Source organism: Micromonospora sp. DH14 (assembly GCF_029809455.1).
GTDB classification, from domain to species: domain Bacteria; phylum Actinomycetota; class Actinomycetes; order Mycobacteriales; family Micromonosporaceae; genus Micromonospora; species Micromonospora parva.
The window spans coordinates 24,367-40,855 of record NZ_JARVKT010000001.1 but is presented as its reverse complement, the minus strand read 5'-3'; the positions used below and the strand labels follow the sequence as shown (position 1 = coordinate 40,855).

The following is a 16,489-nucleotide window of genomic DNA, read 5'->3' as shown; positions in this document are numbered from 1 at the left end:
ATGTGTCGGGCGAACTGTCGTTGTTCGCCGCGCGGAAGGATGCGGTGGTGGCTATCCCTTGATGCTGCCCGTGGTCAGACCGGACATGATGTTCCGTTGGAAGATCAGGAAGATGATGACCGTCGGGATCGCGGCGATGACCGACGCGGCGATCACCACGTTCATCGGGGTGCCGCCGGCGAAGGTGTAGATGCCGACGCTCACCGTCCGGGTCTCCGGCGAGGGCATGACCAGCTTCGGCCAGAGGAAGTCCTTCCACACCGCCGTCACGGCGAAGATCGAGACGACGCCGAGGATGGGACGTGACAGCGGCAGGATGATCGACCAGAGCGTACGCAGCGACGACGCCCCGTCCATGAGGGCGGCGGCCATCAGCTCCTCGGGGATCGAGTCGAAGAACCGCTTCAGCAGGAAGATGTTGAACGCGTTGGCGACCATCGGCAGCCAGATGGCGAACGGCGAGTCCAGCAGGTTGATGTGCAGGATCGGCAGGTCGAGCACCGTCACGTACTGCGGCACGATGAGGACCATCGCCGGGATCATCAGCGTCGCCAGCATCAGGCCGAGGATCGCGTTGCCGAAGATCGGCCGGAGCTTGGACAACGAGTACGCCGCCGCGCTGTCGAAGACCAGTTGGAACAGCACCGCGCCGATCGCGTAGTAGAAGGTGTTGAAGAGCAGCTTGGCGAGGGCCAGGTTGTTCCACGCGTCGATGTAGTTCTGCGGCTGCGGGTCCTTCGGGAACAGCGACGGCGGGGTCTGCGCGATCTCCTGGCCGGACTTGAGCGCGCCGGTGACCATCCAGTAGAGCGGCCCGAGGAAGACGAGCGTGAACCCGGCCACGACAACGACCAGCAGCGTCCAGTAGATGACTTTGCCGCGCCCCCGGCTGAGCTGGGAGTGGGAGATGAGGGTCCGGGTTCCGGAATCCTGTGCCATTCCTCGCCGTCCTAGTCCTGTTTCGCAGTCAGCCGCACGTACACGGCGGAGAAGCCGGCCAGCACCACGAGCATGATCACGCCCAGCGCGGCGGCGCCGTTGAGGTCGTTCTGGAAGAACCCGTGCTGATAGATGAGGTACGCCACCGAGGTCGCCGAGTCCTCAGCGCCCGCGCCGTTGGCGAGGATCAGTGGCTCGATGAAGAGCTGCATGGTGGCGACGATCTGGAGCATCGCCAGGAGCGCGAGGATCAACCGGGTCTGCGGGATCGTCACGTGCACGATCCGGCGCCAGATCCCGGCGCCGTCGAGCTCGGCGGCCTCGTAGAGCTCGCCGGGGATGTTCTGCAACGACGCCAGGTAGATCAGCACAGCGCCGCCCATGTTCATCCACGTCGAAGCGACCACCATCGCCGGCATCGTCATCTCCGGCGACTGCATCCACTGCGAGGTGGGCAGGTGCAGCGCCTTGAGGATCGCGTTGAAGAGCCCGGCGTCGCTGGGGTCGTACGCGTAGAACTTGAAGAGGAACAGCGCCGAGGCCGGCGGCAGCATCACCGGCAGGTAGACCAGGATCCGCAGGTACCCCTTGGCGTGCCGGAACTCGTTGAGCAGGATCGCCACGAAGAACGGCACCACGTACCCGAGGGCCAGCGCCAGGACCGTGAAGTAGAAGGTGTTCTGCCAGGCCGTCCAGAAGCTGGGGTCGGCGATGATGCGGGAGTAGTTGTCCCAGCCCACCCAGGTGGTCTCGCCGCGCCGGGTCCGCTGGAAGCTCATGATGATGCCGCGGATCATCGGGTACCAGGAGAAGACGACGAAGCAGAGCACCGCACCGATCAGGAACGCGTGACCGGTGAGGTTGTCCCGTACCTTGCGGCCGAGGCTGGTGCGCTGCGGTCGCGCCGAGTACGGCGACGGCGGGCGGCCCGGTTTCCTGGGGGTCTCCGGGACGGCGGTGATCGCCAAGGCAACTCCTGGGTGAGTCGGTGACGTCGAGGCGTAGTGGGGGTGGCGTGGGGGTCGGGTCGGCGTCCCGACCCCCACACGAGCGGTCAGCTCTCGGCGGCGAGGAGCTGGTTGACCTTCTCCTCGGCGGTCTTGAGCAGGGCGTCGATGTTCGAGTTCGGGTTGGTCAGCACTCCCGACATCGCGGCGTCGAGCACCGCGTAGATGGCCTGGGCGTTGCGCGGCTCACCCTTGATCGGGACCGGGGTCGCCTCGAAGAGCGCGAAGTTCGTCGTGTCGACGTTTGCGTTCGCCTTCCGCAGCTCCAGTTCCTGCTTCTGCGCGTCACTGCCGTTGGCGAAGAGCAGCGGCTGGGGCAGACCGACCGGGTAGTTCTGCGGCTTGGCCCGGACGTAGTCGAACTGGCCCTTGCCCGGGGTGAGCTTCTGGTACGCGATCCACTTCAGGCCGGCCTTGACCTGCTCGGGGGTGAGGTCCTTCTTGAAGAAGTAACCCTCGCCGCCGCCGAGCGTCCCCTTCGCCGCACCGTCCTGGCCGGGCAGCGGGGCCATCGCCCAGTCCTGGAACTTGCCCTGGAACTGGCTGACGATCGCCTGGGTCGCGTCCGGCGCGCCGATGAACATGCCGACCTTGCCAGCGCCGGCGTTCGTCAGCAGGTCGCCCCACTGGAGCAGCTGACGGGCGCCCATGCTGTTGTCGCCGTACCGCATGTCCTTGAGGTTCTGCAGGACCTGCTTGCCCATGGGGTTGTTGAAGTCGGCCTTCTTGCCGTCCTCGCTGAGCACCCGGCCGCCCTGCGAGTAGAGCAGGGAGGTGAAGTGCCAGCCACCGGTGTTGCCGGCGCTGTACTCCGAGTAGCCGGCGATGCCGTTGCCGAGCGCGGAGATCTTCTTGGCGGCGGCCCGGACGTCGGCCCAGGTCTTCGGCGGGTTGTTCACGTCGAGCCCGGCCTGCTGGAACAGGACCTTGTTGTAGACCAGGCCCATCGAGTAGTTCTTCACCGGGACGGCGTAGAGCTTGCCCCCGTCGGTGAAGACCTCCTTGAGCGCCGGGTCGACGCTGTCCCAGGTGGGGATGGTGTCCTTGTTGGCGTACTGGCTGATGTCCATCGCCTGACCGGAGTCGAGCACCTGCTGCAGGTCGGTCATGTACCCGTAGAAGACGTCGGTCACGGTGCCGCCGGCGAGGCGGGCGGTGAAGTCCGGCGGGTTGTTGCACTGCTCGCCGACGCTGACGCTCTTGATGGTGATGTCCGGGTTCTGCTTCTGGAACTCGGCGACGTCGTCGTTCCAGTTCTTCAACAGCTCTTTCTGGGCGCCGACCGGCTGGCAGTCCACCGTGATGGTGACCTTGCCGCCGGCGGTCGCGCCCTTGTCGTCGCTCTTCGTGGAGCACGCCGTGAGGCTGAGCCCCAGGCCGGCCACGAGCGCGACCGCCGCAGCCTTTCGGTATTGCGGTACGGACATCTGTCCATCCCTTCGGGAACGGGTGTCTCCAATGACCTTCGCTGATCTGCGGTGATACGACCTGACGCCCAGTAGCTGCGTCGGAGCCAGGTGTGAGTGGAGTCACTGTAGCGAGACCGACTCATTCCAGCAAGGTTTCGATCGTGCTCTGAAAGGACACGACTTACTAACGACAGATGCCGACGGAACACTGGAACTGCCCGGACTTGGTGGCTTTCGGACAGTTATGGGCGGGCGGCGGTTCGGACCCGGCCGGCGGGGTTCCGGCAACGACGAACGGCCGCCGACCGCGCGAGGCGGTCGACGGCCGAAGCGTCGTTTCAGCGGGGGCGGATCACCCCGGGTCGGTCAGCGACGAGGGGCGGGAGCGGTCGAGCCGCGTACCACCAGCTCGGGCTCGAACAGCAGCTCGTCCTGCAACACGCCGGCACCCTCGATCTGGGTGACCAGCAGATCCACGGCGGCCTGCCCCATCGTCTCGATCGGCTGCCGCACCGTGGTCAACGGCGGGTCGGTGCACGTCATGAACGCGGAGTCGTCGAAGCCCACCACCGACACGTCGGCCGGCACCGAACGGCCCAGCCGCCGGGCCGCGCGGATCGTGCCCAACGCCAGGACGTCGCTGGCGCAGATGATGCCGGTCACGCCCCGCTCGACCAACTTCGTCGCGGCGACCCGCGCCCCCTCCATCGAGAAGCTGGAGCGCTCGACGCACTCCCGCTCGGCGTCGCCCCAACCCGCGGCCTGGACCATGGCGTCCAGCTTGCGCCGGGACGGCACGTGCCCTTCCGGGCCGAGCACCATGCCGATCCGTTCGTGCCCGAGCGAGCGCAGATGCCCGTACGCCTGCTCCACCGCCACCGCGTCGTCGGTGGAGACCCGGGGGAACCCCAACTCGTCGACACCCGCGTTGACCAGCACGACCGGAAGCCCTCGGTCAGTCAGCCGGCGGTAGTGGTCGTGCCGGGCGTCGGCGAGCGCGTACGAGCCACCAGCGAAGATCACCCCGGAGACCTGGTGGTCGAGGAGCATCTCCACGTAGTCCATTTCGGAGACCCCGCCGATGGTGCGGGCACAGAGCGCCGGGGTGTAGCCGCGCTGGGCGAGCGTGCCGGTGACGACCTCGGCCAGCGCCGGGAAGATCGGGTTCTGCAACTCGGGCAGCACCAACCCGACCAGCCGGGCGCGTTCGCCACGCAACTTGGTCGGCCGCTCGTAACCGAGCACGTCCAGCGCCGTCAACACGGCAGTCCGGGTCGCCTCGGAGACGCCGTCCCGGCCGTTGAGCACCCGGCTGACGGTGGCCTCGCTGACGCCCGCCTTCTTGGCAACTTCTGTCAACCGCTTGGTCACGGCCGCAATCGTACGTCACCTCTGTGAAAGAAATGAACAGCAAACTGCGCCGCACTTGCTGGCCAGCTGCTCGCCCAGTCGACGCGCGTCGACGGCGCAGGGCGTCAGGACAGGTCACGCAGGGCGGACTCGATGGCCCGGTGGAAGGTCGGGTACGCGTAGATCATGTGCCGGAGCTGACTCAGCGGCACCGCCGCGTGCACCGCCACCACCAGCGCGGACAGCACCTCACCGCCGGCCGGGCCGACCGAGGTGCCCCCGATCAGCACGCCCTGGTCGGCGTCCGCGATCAGCTTGATGAAATCGTCGTCGCCGACCCGATGGATCCAACCTCGGGTCGAGCTGCCGAGTTTGGTGAAACCCACCTGCACGTTGATGCCGCGCTCACGCGCCTGCTGCTCGGTGAGCCCGACCGCACCGATCTCGGGGTCGGTGAACGTCACCCGGGGCAGCGCGCGGTAGTCGGCTCGCGGGACGGTGCCGGCCGATCCGCTCGAACCGCTGGCGGCCAGTGCGCTGGACGCGCCCATCGCGCCGCCGACCACGCTGGAGGTGCCGCTGGCGTCCGCCCCGGCCTTCGCCTTCCGGGCGTGGGCCAGGACGTCGGCGATCACGATCCCCGCCTGGTACATGGCGATGTGGGTGAAGGCGCCCTCGCCGGTCAGGTCGCCGACCGCCCAGACATGCTCGGTGACGTGCATACGGTCGTCGACCGGCAGGAACCGCTGGCTGGCGTCCAGCCCGATCGTGTCCAGACCCAACTCGGCCAGGTGGGCCTTGCGCCCGGTCACCACCAGCAGCCGGTCGGCGGTGAACTCCGCGCCGCCCTCACCCCGCACCGTGAACCGGGTCCCGTCGTGCTCGACCCGTTCGGCGCGTACCCCGGTGTGGATCTCCACGCCGTCGGCGCGCAGCGCCGCGGCGGCGACCTCGGACGCCTCGGGCTCCTCGATGGCCAGCACCCGGTCGAGCGCCTCGACCACCGTGACCCGGACCCCGAAGCGGGCGAAGACCTGCGCCAACTCCAGACCGATGGCGCCGCCACCGAGCACGAGCAGCGACTCCGGCAACTCCTCGACCTCGATCGCCTGGTGGTTGGTCCAGAACGGCGTGTCGGCCAGGCCGTCGATCGGCGGCACCGACGGACGGGTACCGGTGCCCAGCACCACCCCGTACCGGGCCTCGAACACCTGGTCACCGACGCGAACCCGGCGCGGACCGTCGAGCCGGCCGCTGCCCCGCACGAGCCGGCCGCCCTTGCCGATGAACCGCTCGGCCGCGACCGTGTCGTCCCAGGTGTCGGTGGCTTCCTCGCGGATCCGCTTCGCCACCGGCGCCCAGTCCGGCTGGACCTGCGCCGTCCCGGCGAGCCCGTCGACCCGGCGGGCCTCGGCGAGCGCGTTGGCCGCCCTGATCATCATCTTGCTCGGGATGCAGCCCCAGTACGGGCACTCCCCGCCGACGAGATCCCGTTCGACGCCGACGACGCTCAGGCCGGCCTCGGCGAGTCGTTCGGCCACCTCCTCGCCGCCGACTCCGAGCCCGACCACGACCACATCCACCAGCTCCGGCTCCGCCACACCGAACAGCATCCCCCAGCGACACCACCCCGGCCACCGAGGTCGGCGGAAAAGCCGGCACGCGCACCGGCCCGGACGCCTACCGTGACCGGATGCACGCACGCTTCGCTCCGGTCCGGGACCACTTCCACGACCTGCTCGCCTCCGGTCGGGAGACCGGGGCCGCCCTGACCATCTGGTACGACGGGCAACCGGTCGTGGACCTGGTCGGCGGGTCGCGCGGCGGCCACCGGCCGGGCGGCGCGCCGTGGCTGCCGGACACGCTGGTCAACGTCTACTCGGTCGGCAAGCCGGTGGCCGCGCTCTGCCTGCTGCTGCTCGTCGACCGGGGAGCTGTCGACCTCGACGCGCCGGTGGACCGGTACTGGCCGGAGTTCCGCACTCCCGCCACGGTGCGGCAGGTGTTGTCGCACACCGCCGGGCTGCCGGCCTTCCCGGTGCCCCGACCGGCCGCCGCGGTCGCCGACTGGGCGCTGCTCACCGGTGACCTGGCCGCCGCCGACCCCGAATGGTCGCCGGGCTCGGTCGCCGGGGAACACGCCTGGACGTACGGGCATCTGGTGGGCGAGCTGGTCCGCCGGGCCGACGGGCGGTCGCTGGGTCGGTTCCTGGCCGAGGAGATCGCGGACCGCTGGCAGCTCGACCTCGGCTTCGGGCTGGCCGAGGCGGACCAGCTGCGCTGCGCTGACCTGCGGTACGGCGACCCGCAGTGGCCCGCTCGGAAGCTCGGCGAACCGCTGTCACTGCGGGCGCGGGCGCTGGGCAACCCGGCCGGCGGGCTGGACCTCGCCGTGCTGAACAGCCCGCTGTGGCGGGGGGCCGAGATGCCCGCGGTCAACCTGCACGCCACCGCGCCCAGCCTGGCCCGGCTCTACGCCGGGCTGCTGGCCGGCGGTGTCCTGGACGGTGTCCGGCTGGTCAGCCCGGAGCTGATCGCGGAGACCACCCGGGTCCAGTACGACGGGCCGGACCTGGTGCTGGACCGCCCGGTCCAGTGGACGTTGGGCATGCAACGGGAGCCGGACGGCAGCTGGGGCATGGGCGGCATCGGCGGCAGCAGCGCGTGGGCCGACCCGGAGCGCGGCTACACCTTCGCGTACGCCACCGCGCACCTCGCCGAACACGACCGGGTGGACGAGCTGGTCGAGGCGTTGCACTCGGTGCTCTGACGTGGTGGTCAGCGCAGCCAGACCGGGTCGGTGCCGGGCACCGACAACGGTGGCGGGTAGTCCACCGCCCGCCGGAGCTGGTCGGGCAGCTTCCACGGCTGGTGCACCGCCCGGCCCTGCACCCCCGCCAGCTCCGGCACCCACCGACGCACGTAGTCGCCGGCCGGGTCGTACCGTTCGGCCTGCCGGACCGGGTTGAACCCCCGGTAGGGCTTCGTGTCGTTGCCGGTACCGGCCACCCACTGCCAGTTGCCGGAGTTGTTCGCCACGTCGCCGTCGAGCAGCCAGCGGAAGAACACCGCCACCCCGGAGCGCCAGTCCTGCCCGAGGTGTTTGGTGAGGTAGCCGGCCGTGATCAGCCGGGCCCGGTTGTGCATCCAACCCTGCGCCCGCAGCTGCCGCATCCCGGCGTCGACGATCGGCATCCCGGTCCGGCCCTCGGTCCAGGCCGCCAACGCGTCGTCGTCGTAACGCCACCGCTCGGTGGCGCCCCGCCGGTACGCCATGGTCGAGATCTCCGGGAAACCGGCGGTGACCTGGTAGTAGAAGTCCCGCCAGCAGAGCTGCCGGACGAACGGGCCGGACCGGTCCCCGGCACGGTTCGCCACCGCCAGCGGCGACACGCAACCGAAGCGCAGGTACGGGCTCAGCCGCGAGGTGTCGTCGCCGGCCATGTCGTCGTGCTGATCGCCGTACCGGGTCAGCTCGGGCAGCCAGTCGGTGAGCCGTTGCCGGGCCACCCGCTCGCCGCCGACGGCCGCGTCCGGCGAGTCGCCGGCGGGCGGCGCCGGCAGCTGGCCCACCCGGACCCGGTCGGGCAGCGCGATCCGGTGCGGTGCCGCCAACTCCTCGCGCCACCGGTTGGCCGCCCAGGCCCGGTGGTACGGGCTGAACACCCGGTAGTGGTCACCGCCGCCACCGGGCCGCAACGCACCCGGCTCGACCACTGTCAGCCCGGGAAACAGTCGCAGGTGCAGCCGGTGCCGCTCGCACTCGGCGCGTAGTCGCCGCTCCCGCCGGCTGGCGTAGTGGCTCACGTCGGCCGAGAGCGCCACGGCGGTGGCGTCGACCTCGGCGGCCAGCCGGATCGTCTCGGTCACCGGGTCACCGTGCCGGACCACCAGGTCGCCACCGAGGTCGCGGAGTTGGGCGCGCAGGTCGGCCAGTGCCTGGTGCAGGAAGCGGGTGCGGTTGGCGGACCGGCCGGTCAGCACCGGGTCGAGCACGTACAGCGGCACCACCTGGTCGAAGGCCGCGCAGGTGCTGGCCAACGCCGGGTGGTCGTGCACCCGCAGGTCGCGGGTGAGGAGCACGATGGCCGTACTCGCTGTCACCGGCTCTCCGGGTGGATCGCCGGCCCGGGGATGACGACCGGGGTCCCGGTCGGGGTGAGCAGGGCCCGCGCGGCCACCGCCATCCGTCGCCGCTGTGGCACCAGGGCCCGCCGAACGAAGACGTCGTAATCCTGCGCGGCCACCTCGTCGAGGATGCCGCCGTAGAGCGCGTACGCGGTGCGCATGCAGGCCTGCGAGGCGGGCGCGAGCATGGTGATGCCCGGTGCGGCGGCGGCGTAGTGCGCCTGGGCGCGGGTCACCTCGTACTCGATCAGCTCGCGGATCCGGGGCGTACCGCGGCCCCGGTCGCGGGCCGCCACCAACTCCTCGCGGGTGACACCGAACTTCGCCAGGTCCTCGTCCGGCAGGTAGGTGCGGCCCCGGTCGAGGTCCTCGGCGACGTCCCGGATGAAGTTGGTGAGCTGGAAGGCGAAGCCGAGCTGTCGGGCCGGCTCCCGAGCCGCCAGCGGGTCGGAGCTGCCCAGGATCGGCAGCATCATGGTGCCGATGACCGCCGCCGAGCCCTCCATGTAGTCGAGCAGGTGGTCGTAGGTCGGGTACGCGGTGACGGTGAGGTCCATCGCCATGCTCTTCAGAAACGACGCAAAGTCGTCCCGGTCGAGGTCGAAGACGGCGATCGTGTGCAGCACGGCCGGCAACAGGGGGTCGTCGACCGACGCACCGTGCAGACCGGCCACGAACTGGCCGGCCCAGTTGTCCAGCAGGGCGGCCCGCTCGGCCGGCGGCAGTGCCTCGGTGCGGTCGACGATCTCGTCCGCGTACCTGGTGAACCCGTAGAGGGCGTGCACATGCCGTCGTTTCCAAGCGGGAAGCAGGCGGGTGGCGAGATAGTAGGTGCGGCCGTGGCGTTTGTGCAGCTCACGACACCGGTCATAGGCAGCGGTGAGATCGGTTTCCACCGGCCCTCCTCTAATTTATCGACGCACCAATCGACGCAACCCGTAGCCTAGGGTACGCTCGGCCACATGGCCAACGACGCAGTTGCGGGTGACGTGACCCGCGTGGCGCCGGCTGGGCCGGCGGACGGGGACGATCCGGTCCGCGCCGTTCTGGCCGCGTACACCCACGATCTGGTAACGGCGGTCGACGAGACCCTGGACTCTTTCCTCACCGCCGAGGTTGACACCCTCCACGACATCGACCCATCGATGGGAAGCTTCGCCGCCACCGCCCGGGAGGCCGTCCTGGCCGGCGGCAAACGGATCCGGTCCACGTTCGCCTACTGGGGTTGGCGCGGGGCGGTCGGCGGCACCGCGGCACTGCCGCCGGTGCTGCCCGCGCTGGCCGCGCTGGAACTGCTGCACACCTTCGCGCTGGTGCACGACGACGTGATGGACGCGTCCACCACCCGCCGTGGCCGGCCCACCGCACACGTCGCGCTCGCCGAACAGCACCTCGCCGCCGGCCACCGCGGCGACCCCGGCCGGTTCGGCGAGGCCGTCGCCGTGCTCGTCGGCGACCTCTGCATGGTCTGGGCCGACCAGTTGCTGGCCCATGCCTCGGTGCCGTCGAACCGACTCTTCGAGGTGCGCCGCTGCTACGACCAGATGCGGGTGGAGACGGTCGCCGGTCAGTATCTCGACGTGCTCGGCGAGAACGCCCCGGCCAGCTGGTCGGTCGACCGGGCGCTGCGGGTGGCCCGCTACAAGACCGCCAGTTACACCGTCCAGCGACCACTGCTCTTCGGGGCCGCCCTGGCCGGGGTGCCCGCCGACGAGCCGCTGGTCTCCGCCTACACCCGCTACGGCCTGGCTGTCGGCGAGGCGTTCCAGCTCCGCGACGACCTGCTCGGCGTCTACGGCGACCCGGCGGCCACCGGCAAGCCGACCGGTGACGACCTCCGCACCGGCAAACCGACAGCGCTGCTCATGCTGGCCCGGGAGCTGGCCACCCCGGCCCAGCTCACCGCGTTGGAGCGGGCCGCCGACGGACCGGTCGACAAGCTCGCCGGGCTGGTCGCCGAGACCGGCGCGGTGACCCGGGTGGAGCAGATGATCGCCGAACGGGTGAGCGACGCGCTGGCCGCGCTCGACGCCGCACCCGTGGACCAGACGGCGCGCACCGCGCTGACCGGGCTGGCCACCGCCGCAACCAACCGGCGGGCCTGATGAGCGACTTGAGCAAGGAGGTGGTCACGTGCGGACGGTGAGCGGACGGACGGACCGGGTGGTGGTCGTCGGAGCCGGGCTGGGTGGGCTCGCCTGTGCCCTGCACCTGGCCGGCAGCGGTCGGCAGGTGACAGTGCTGGAACGCGAGCCGGTGCCCGGTGGGCGGGCCGGCCGGCTGGGCGTGGACGGCTACGAGTTCGACACGGGGCCGACAGTGCTCACCATGCCCGACCTGATCGCCGAGGCGCTCGGCGCGGTCGGCGAGGAGCTGCGCGACTGGCTGGACCTGACCCCGATCGATCCCGCCTACCGGGCGTACTACCCGGACGGCTCGACCCTCGACGTGCTCACCGACACCACCCGGATGGCGGCCGAGATCTCCCGGGTCTGCGGGCCTCGGGAGGCCGACGGCTACCTGCGGTTCGTCGAGTACGCGCGGGAGCTGTGGCGGCTGGAACGCACCGACTTCATCGAACGCAACCTGGACGCGCCGACCGATCTGATCACCGGGAGCCTGCTCAAGCTGCTCGGCGGCGGGGCCTTCCGACGCCTCCAAACGAAGATCAACCAGTTCTTCCGCGACCCGCGTACCCAGCGGATCTTCTCCTTCCAGGCGATGTACGCCGGCCTCGCCCCGCACGACGCGCTGGCCATCTACGCGGTCATCGCGTACCTCGACTCGGTGGCCGGGGTCTACTTCCCGCGCGGCGGCATCCACGCGGTCTCCCGGGCGATGGCCGGCGCGGCCGAGAAGCACGGCGTGCAGATCCGGTACGACACCACGGTGACCCGGGTGGAGACCGCGAACGGTCGGGCCACCGGCGTGCTCACCGCCGACGGCGAGCTGGTGCCGGCGGACGTGGTGGTGCTCAATCCCGACCTGCCGGTCGCCTACCGGGACCTGCTCCCCGCCGCGCCGCGCCGTCGGCTCACCTACTCGCCGTCCTGCGTCGTTCTGCACGTCGGCTCCCGACAGTCCTATGCGAAGATCGCCCATCACAACATCCACTTCGGACGCACGTGGAAGGGCACCTTCGATGAGGTCATCCGGCGGGGCGAGTTGATGACCGATCCGTCGCTGCTGGTGACCAACCCGAGCCGGACCGACCCCGCGGTGGCCCCGGCGGACCGGCACACCTACTACGTGCTCGCCCCGGTGCCCAACCTGCACCGGTCGCCGTTCGAGTGGCGCGGCGACCTGACCAAGCGCTACACCGAGCAGCTGATCGGCACCCTGGAGGAGCGCGGCTACGTCGGCTTCGGCGCCGGGGTCGAGGTGCTACGGGCGGTCACCCCCGCCGAGTGGGAGGAGCAGGGAATGGCAGCGGGCACCCCGTTCGCCGCCGCGCACACCCTCTTCCAGACCGGCCCGTTCCGCCCGTCCAACCTGCACCGCGACCTGTCGAACGTGGTGTTCGTCGGCTCCGGGACCCAGCCCGGCGTGGGCGTACCGATGGTGCTCATCTCCGGCAAGCTCGCCGCCGGCCGAATCACCGGGGAAGGTCGATGAGCAGCCGTGAGAAACATCTCGTCGAACTCGTCGACGAGACCGGCAAGGCCCACGGCGAGACGACCGTCGCTGCCGCGCACCAACCCCCGGGGCAACTGCACCGGGCCTTCTCGGTGCTACTGATGGACCCGGACGGCCAGGTGCTGCTCCAGCGTCGGGCCGCCGCCAAGACCCGGTTCCCGCTGCGCTGGGCCAACTCCTGCTGCGGCCACCCGCAGCCCGGGGAGTCGCTCGCCGAGGCGGCCAACCGCCGGCTGAGTGAGGAGTTGGGCGCGGGCCCGGTCGAGCTGACCGAGGTCGGCATCTACGTCTACTACGCCGAGGACCCGGCCACCGGTCGGGTCGAGTTCGAGTACGACCACGTGCTGCGAGGCGAGTTCCTGCCCGGCGCTCCGCTGCTGCCCGACCCGGACGAGGTGGCCGAGCTGAGGTGGGCCGATCCCGCCGCGCTGGAGGCCGAGTTGGCCAGTGACCCCCGGTCGTACGCGCCCTGGCTGGGCGGGGTGGTGAACCGGCTGCTCCGCCCCTCGGGGTCCCGGTCGGGCGCAACCGGTCCGGTCATGACCCCGCCCGGATCGTCGGCGGATGACACGGCGGAGCGGTCGGGTGGTCGATGAGGCGCTGAGCGCGGGCGCTGTCGCACGCCGGCTGGGGGTCGCGGTGACGACCCTACGCACCTGGCACCAGCGCTACGGGCTCGGTCCCAGCGAACACATCCCCGGGCACCACCGCCGGTACACCCCTTCCGACCTGGTCCGCCTCGAGATCATGCGGCGACTCACCGCCGAGGGGGTGAGCCCCGCCGAGGCGGCCCGCTGGGCCCGCCAGGCTCCGGATCCGACGGTCAACGGCACCGTCACCCCAGCCCGGGTCCACCCGACCGGCCGTGACGGCGGCGGCACCATCCCGGTCGGCCGTTCCGGCCCGGCAGCCCGCGGGCTGGCCCGGGCGGCGATGCGCCTGGACGCGGCGGCGATCAGCGAGACGATCGCGCACGCCCTGGCCGCCGACGGCGTCGTCGCCACCTGGGACAGCCTGTTGCGCCCAGTCCTCGCCGGCATCGGCGAACGGCACGCCGCCACCTCCGGCCTGATCGAGGTGGAACACCTGATGTCCCGCTGCGTCTCGGAAGCGCTCGCGGCGGCCAGCCGGGCCAAGGTCCCCACCGGGCCGGCCCGGATCCTGCTCTCCTGCGCCGACGAGGAACAGCACACCCTGCCGCTGGAGGCGCTGGCCGCAGCGCTCGCGGAGGCCGGTGTCAGCTACCGGATGCTCGGCGCGCGGGTGCCGGTGGCCGCGCTCGTCGAGGCGGTCAACCGGACCGGACCGGCCGCCGTGGTGCTCTGGTCACACACTCGGGCCACCGCGGACCCGGCCCAACTCAGCGCGCTCCTGGCCGCACCCCGACGCCCGTTGCTGGTGCTCGCCGCCGGCCCCGGCTGGCGCGCCGACACCCTGCCCGCCGGGGTGGTGCGGCCGGTGGACCTGGCCGAGGCGGTCTCGCTCTCCGCTGCCGTGCGCGACGCCCTGCATCAGTCAGGGCGTGACTGATCGCACTGTCGCCGACTGGCGGCGTGAACTACCGTCGGGCGGGTCCGCCTACCCCGACCCCTCCGGGAGCGAGCAGATGCAAGCCCGCGCCGTCCTGGCGTCCGTCCTCGCCGTGGCGCTGGTCTTGTCCGGTTGTGCCCAGCCGCACCGCACCATCGCACCCGTCGCTGCCCCACCGCCGGAATCGACCGCGCCACCCACCCCGAAACCGCACCCCAGCGTCACCAAGCCGGCCAAGCCGCCACTGCGGCCGCTGCCGGCCAAGCTGCCCGCCGGTCTGGGTCGCAACACCGGCGTACGCCCGGTGGCCCTGACGTTCGACGACGGGCCCAGCCCAGCCTGGACACCCAAGGTGCTCGACCAGCTGAAGGCCGCCAAGGTGACGGCGACCTTCTGCGTCGTCGGCCGGGAGGTGCAGCGCCACCCGGAGCTGGTCCGACGGATCGTCCGGGAGGGACACCAGCTCTGCAACCACAGCTGGCGACATGACCTCGATCTCGCCCGCCGACCCGTCGCCGAGATTCGGGCCGACCTGGACCGCACCAACAAGGCCATCCAGAAGGCCTCTCCCGGCGCGAAGGTGCCTTTCTACCGGCAACCGGGCGGCCGGTGGACGTCGGAGGTGCTCGGGGTGGCCAAGAACCTCGGCATGCGCCCGCTGCACTGGTCGGTCGACCCGCAGGACTGGGACAAGCCCACCGCGGCCACCATCGGCAAACGGGTCCACGCCGCCACCCGCCCCGGGGCCATCGTGCTGCTGCACGACGGGGGCGGAAATCGGGCCGCGACCCTCGCCGCCTGCCCGAAGATGATCGCCGATCTGAAGCGGCGCTTCGGCATCACCCGACTCCACTAGAACCGCCCTGACCTGCGGTTATGACCCGTCCCAAGCCCTTGGTGATACCGATTTTGTCGACCGGCCGGGCATCACGTATGCTTTCGAAGCCTCCGGCGGGGCCGGATGGGAGCAAGTCCGCTTGAAGTTGCGAGTGTGCAATGATGGCGGGGCCGCCCTCATCGTCTAGCGGCCCAGGACGCCGCCCTTTCAAGGCGGTAGCACGGGTTCGAATCCCGTTGGGGGCACGACCGGCGCAAGCCGGAGCAACACAAGCTAGGTCCTGTGGAGCAGTTGGAGTGCTCGCCGCCCTGTCAAGGCGGAGGTCGCGGGTTCAAGTCCCGTCAGGACCGCAGCGCTGACGCCGCGCCCCGCGCGGCGTTCTGCGTATCGGAGCAGGTCGCCTTGCCACCGGTTCGTCCGGTTGCCGGGTAACATGATCCGAGCGGCACGGCCAGGTAGCTCAGTTGGTACGAGCGTCCGACTGAAAATCGGAAGGTCGGCGGTTCGACCCCGCCCCTGGCCACATAGCCTTTCGCCGGGCTACAGAGGTCCCCACCAGCGGATTCGCAGGTGGGGATCTTGCTGTTTCCGGTGCTTGCGCCAACGACCTCCGGCCGGCCCGCGCGCCCAGCCCACCCGGCTGCGTGATCAGCAACACCCCGATCCGCTTGATCGACTCGACTTTCGTGAAATCGCGGTGTCCCAGCACGCGCGACACCGCGATATCAAGGAAACCGAGTCGATCACCTCGCGGCTACCTGTCGGTCGCGGCGGGCGACGGGGCGGCGTCAGACGCGGCGGGCGACGGGGCGGCGTCAGTCGCGGCGACCCTGCGGGCGGTGCTGCGCGACGCTGCCCTGAATCGCCTCCCACACGCTGCGTCCGGCCTGTCGCAACGTCTCCCCCGCCTGCTCGGCGAGTTGGGCCGCGTTCTGGGCCGCCGCCTGCGCCGCGCCCGGCAGACCACCGTCGCCATCCCCGGACGGGCCCGGACCGGCCCCGGCCGACTGATCGGGCTTGCCGCGGCTTTCTCCGGCCGCCGTTCCCGCCGGCCCCTTGGGGCGGTGCGGACCCTGGCCCGCCCCGGCGGGCCGCTGTCCGTGCGGATGCCCCTGGTCAACTGACCCGGGGCCGCCAGCTCGCGGTCCGGGGCCGCCCGCATCCGGTGCCGACCCGGCCGGACCGACCCCGGACCGACCGGCATCCTCACGACCCGCATCCGCCCGACCTACATCCGCCCGATCAGACGCGGGCCGACCAGGCCCAGGCTGACCAGACGCAGGCCGGCCAGACGCAGGCCGGCCAGACGCAGGCCGGCCAGAACCAGGCCGATCAGGTCCGGGCTGACCAGACGCAGGCCGACCAGAACCGGGCTGATCAGAACCCGGCTGACCGAGACCCGGCCGATCGGAAGCCGGCCGATCACGGTCGACCGACGGTCCGGCTGTGCCTAACTGCCGGCCCGGCTCGTCGCGTGCGCGGTCCGAGTGCCGGTTCGACGCTTTGATCTCCGCCGAGCCCGAGGCCACCTGTCGGGTGCTGCGCTCCGCGTCGTCGACGGCGGTGTGCGCGAGCGACTCGATGATCTGTGGGTTGTTGTCGAGTGTGTCGAGCGCTCGCCCCAGGATCCTGGTCAGCTGCTCCAACCGGAC

The 16,489-nt window shown here is 71.0% G+C and carries 15 protein-coding genes and 3 tRNA genes; 10 read left to right on the top strand and 8 right to left on the bottom strand.

Going from position 1 to position 16,489, the window contains the following annotated elements; genetic code table 11:
- Nucleotides 1-51: 51 nt before the first annotated feature.
- The 5 genes from QCZ28_RS00220 to QCZ28_RS00200 all read right to left on the bottom strand — a co-directional run bounded on the left by QCZ28_RS00220 (nucleotide 52) and on the right by QCZ28_RS00200 (nucleotide 6,318).
- Entirely contained in the window at nucleotides 52-939 is an 888-nt protein-coding gene (locus tag QCZ28_RS00220) for a carbohydrate ABC transporter permease (RefSeq protein ID WP_279514615.1), read from the bottom strand.
- An 11-nt stretch (nucleotides 940-950) separates the two neighbouring features.
- On the bottom strand, nucleotides 951-1,907 hold the full coding sequence (locus QCZ28_RS00215) for a sugar ABC transporter permease (protein WP_279514614.1): 957 nt from the start codon (nucleotides 1,905-1,907) through the stop codon (nucleotides 951-953).
- An 86-nt stretch (nucleotides 1,908-1,993) separates the two neighbouring features.
- Nucleotides 1,994-3,373, bottom strand: a complete 1,380-nt coding sequence (locus QCZ28_RS00210) for an extracellular solute-binding protein (protein ID WP_279514613.1) — start codon at nucleotides 3,371-3,373, stop codon at nucleotides 1,994-1,996.
- A gap of 348 nt (nucleotides 3,374-3,721) precedes the next feature.
- Nucleotides 3,722-4,726: a LacI family DNA-binding transcriptional regulator gene (locus QCZ28_RS00205; RefSeq protein ID WP_279514612.1), complete on the bottom strand. Its 1,005-nt coding sequence runs from the start codon at nucleotides 4,724-4,726 to the stop codon at nucleotides 3,722-3,724.
- Between the two features lie 104 nt (nucleotides 4,727-4,830).
- On the bottom strand, nucleotides 4,831-6,318 hold the full coding sequence (locus QCZ28_RS00200) for an NAD(P)/FAD-dependent oxidoreductase (protein WP_279514611.1): 1,488 nt from the start codon (nucleotides 6,316-6,318) through the stop codon (nucleotides 4,831-4,833).
- A gap of 80 nt (nucleotides 6,319-6,398) precedes the next feature.
- On the opposite strand from QCZ28_RS00200, the gene QCZ28_RS00195 reads away from it, so the two are divergent.
- The gene (locus tag QCZ28_RS00195; protein WP_279514610.1) at nucleotides 6,399-7,475 is read left to right on the top strand and encodes a serine hydrolase; all 1,077 of its coding nucleotides are present in this window, start codon (nucleotides 6,399-6,401) and stop codon (nucleotides 7,473-7,475) included.
- 8 nt (nucleotides 7,476-7,483) lie between these two features.
- Here QCZ28_RS00195 and QCZ28_RS00190 read toward each other — a convergent pair whose 3' ends face one another.
- Entirely contained in the window at nucleotides 7,484-8,809 is a 1,326-nt protein-coding gene (locus tag QCZ28_RS00190) for a deoxyribodipyrimidine photo-lyase (RefSeq protein ID WP_279514609.1), read from the bottom strand.
- Nucleotides 8,806-9,729, bottom strand: coding sequence for a phytoene/squalene synthase family protein (locus tag QCZ28_RS00185; RefSeq protein ID WP_279514608.1), 924 nt, complete (start codon nucleotides 9,727-9,729; stop codon nucleotides 8,806-8,808). The genes QCZ28_RS00190 and QCZ28_RS00185 overlap by 4 nt, the downstream gene beginning before the upstream one ends.
- A gap of 66 nt (nucleotides 9,730-9,795) precedes the next feature.
- On the opposite strand from QCZ28_RS00185, the gene QCZ28_RS00180 reads away from it, so the two are divergent.
- The 9 genes from QCZ28_RS00180 (at nucleotide 9,796) to QCZ28_RS00140 (ending at nucleotide 15,961) form a co-directional block, all read left to right on the top strand.
- Entirely contained in the window at nucleotides 9,796-10,938 is a 1,143-nt protein-coding gene (locus QCZ28_RS00180; protein WP_030332241.1) for a polyprenyl synthetase family protein, read from the top strand.
- 28 nt (nucleotides 10,939-10,966) lie between these two features.
- Nucleotides 10,967-12,448: a phytoene desaturase family protein gene (gene crtI, locus QCZ28_RS00175; RefSeq protein WP_279514607.1), complete on the top strand. Its 1,482-nt coding sequence runs from the start codon at nucleotides 10,967-10,969 to the stop codon at nucleotides 12,446-12,448.
- The gene (gene idi / locus QCZ28_RS00170; RefSeq protein ID WP_279514606.1) at nucleotides 12,445-13,065 is read left to right on the top strand and encodes an isopentenyl-diphosphate Delta-isomerase; all 621 of its coding nucleotides are present in this window, start codon (nucleotides 12,445-12,447) and stop codon (nucleotides 13,063-13,065) included. The genes crtI and idi overlap by 4 nt, the downstream gene beginning before the upstream one ends.
- Nucleotides 13,055-13,999: a MerR family transcriptional regulator gene (locus QCZ28_RS00165; RefSeq protein WP_279515268.1), complete on the top strand. Its 945-nt coding sequence runs from the start codon at nucleotides 13,055-13,057 to the stop codon at nucleotides 13,997-13,999. Before idi ends, QCZ28_RS00165 begins: the two co-directional genes overlap by 11 nt.
- Nucleotides 13,992-14,855, top strand: a complete 864-nt coding sequence (locus QCZ28_RS00160) for a polysaccharide deacetylase family protein (RefSeq protein ID WP_279514605.1) — start codon at nucleotides 13,992-13,994, stop codon at nucleotides 14,853-14,855. Before QCZ28_RS00165 ends, QCZ28_RS00160 begins: the two co-directional genes overlap by 8 nt.
- A gap of 154 nt (nucleotides 14,856-15,009) precedes the next feature.
- Nucleotides 15,010-15,082, top strand: a tRNA-Glu gene (locus QCZ28_RS00155).
- Nucleotides 15,083-15,113: 31 nt separating this feature from the next.
- Nucleotides 15,114-15,187: transfer RNA gene (locus QCZ28_RS00150), tRNA-Asp, on the top strand.
- Nucleotides 15,188-15,286: 99 nt separating this feature from the next.
- A tRNA-Phe gene (locus tag QCZ28_RS00145) sits at nucleotides 15,287-15,360 on the top strand.
- Nucleotides 15,361-15,676: 316 nt separating this feature from the next.
- Nucleotides 15,677-15,961, top strand: a complete 285-nt coding sequence (locus QCZ28_RS00140; protein WP_279514603.1) for a hypothetical protein — start codon at nucleotides 15,677-15,679, stop codon at nucleotides 15,959-15,961.
- Nucleotides 15,962-16,065: 104 nt separating this feature from the next.
- On the opposite strand, the gene QCZ28_RS00135 is transcribed toward QCZ28_RS00140, so the two are convergent.
- The gene (locus QCZ28_RS00135; protein ID WP_279514602.1) at nucleotides 16,066-16,263 is read right to left on the bottom strand and encodes a hypothetical protein; all 198 of its coding nucleotides are present in this window, start codon (nucleotides 16,261-16,263) and stop codon (nucleotides 16,066-16,068) included.
- Between the last annotated feature and the right edge of the window lie 226 nt (nucleotides 16,264-16,489).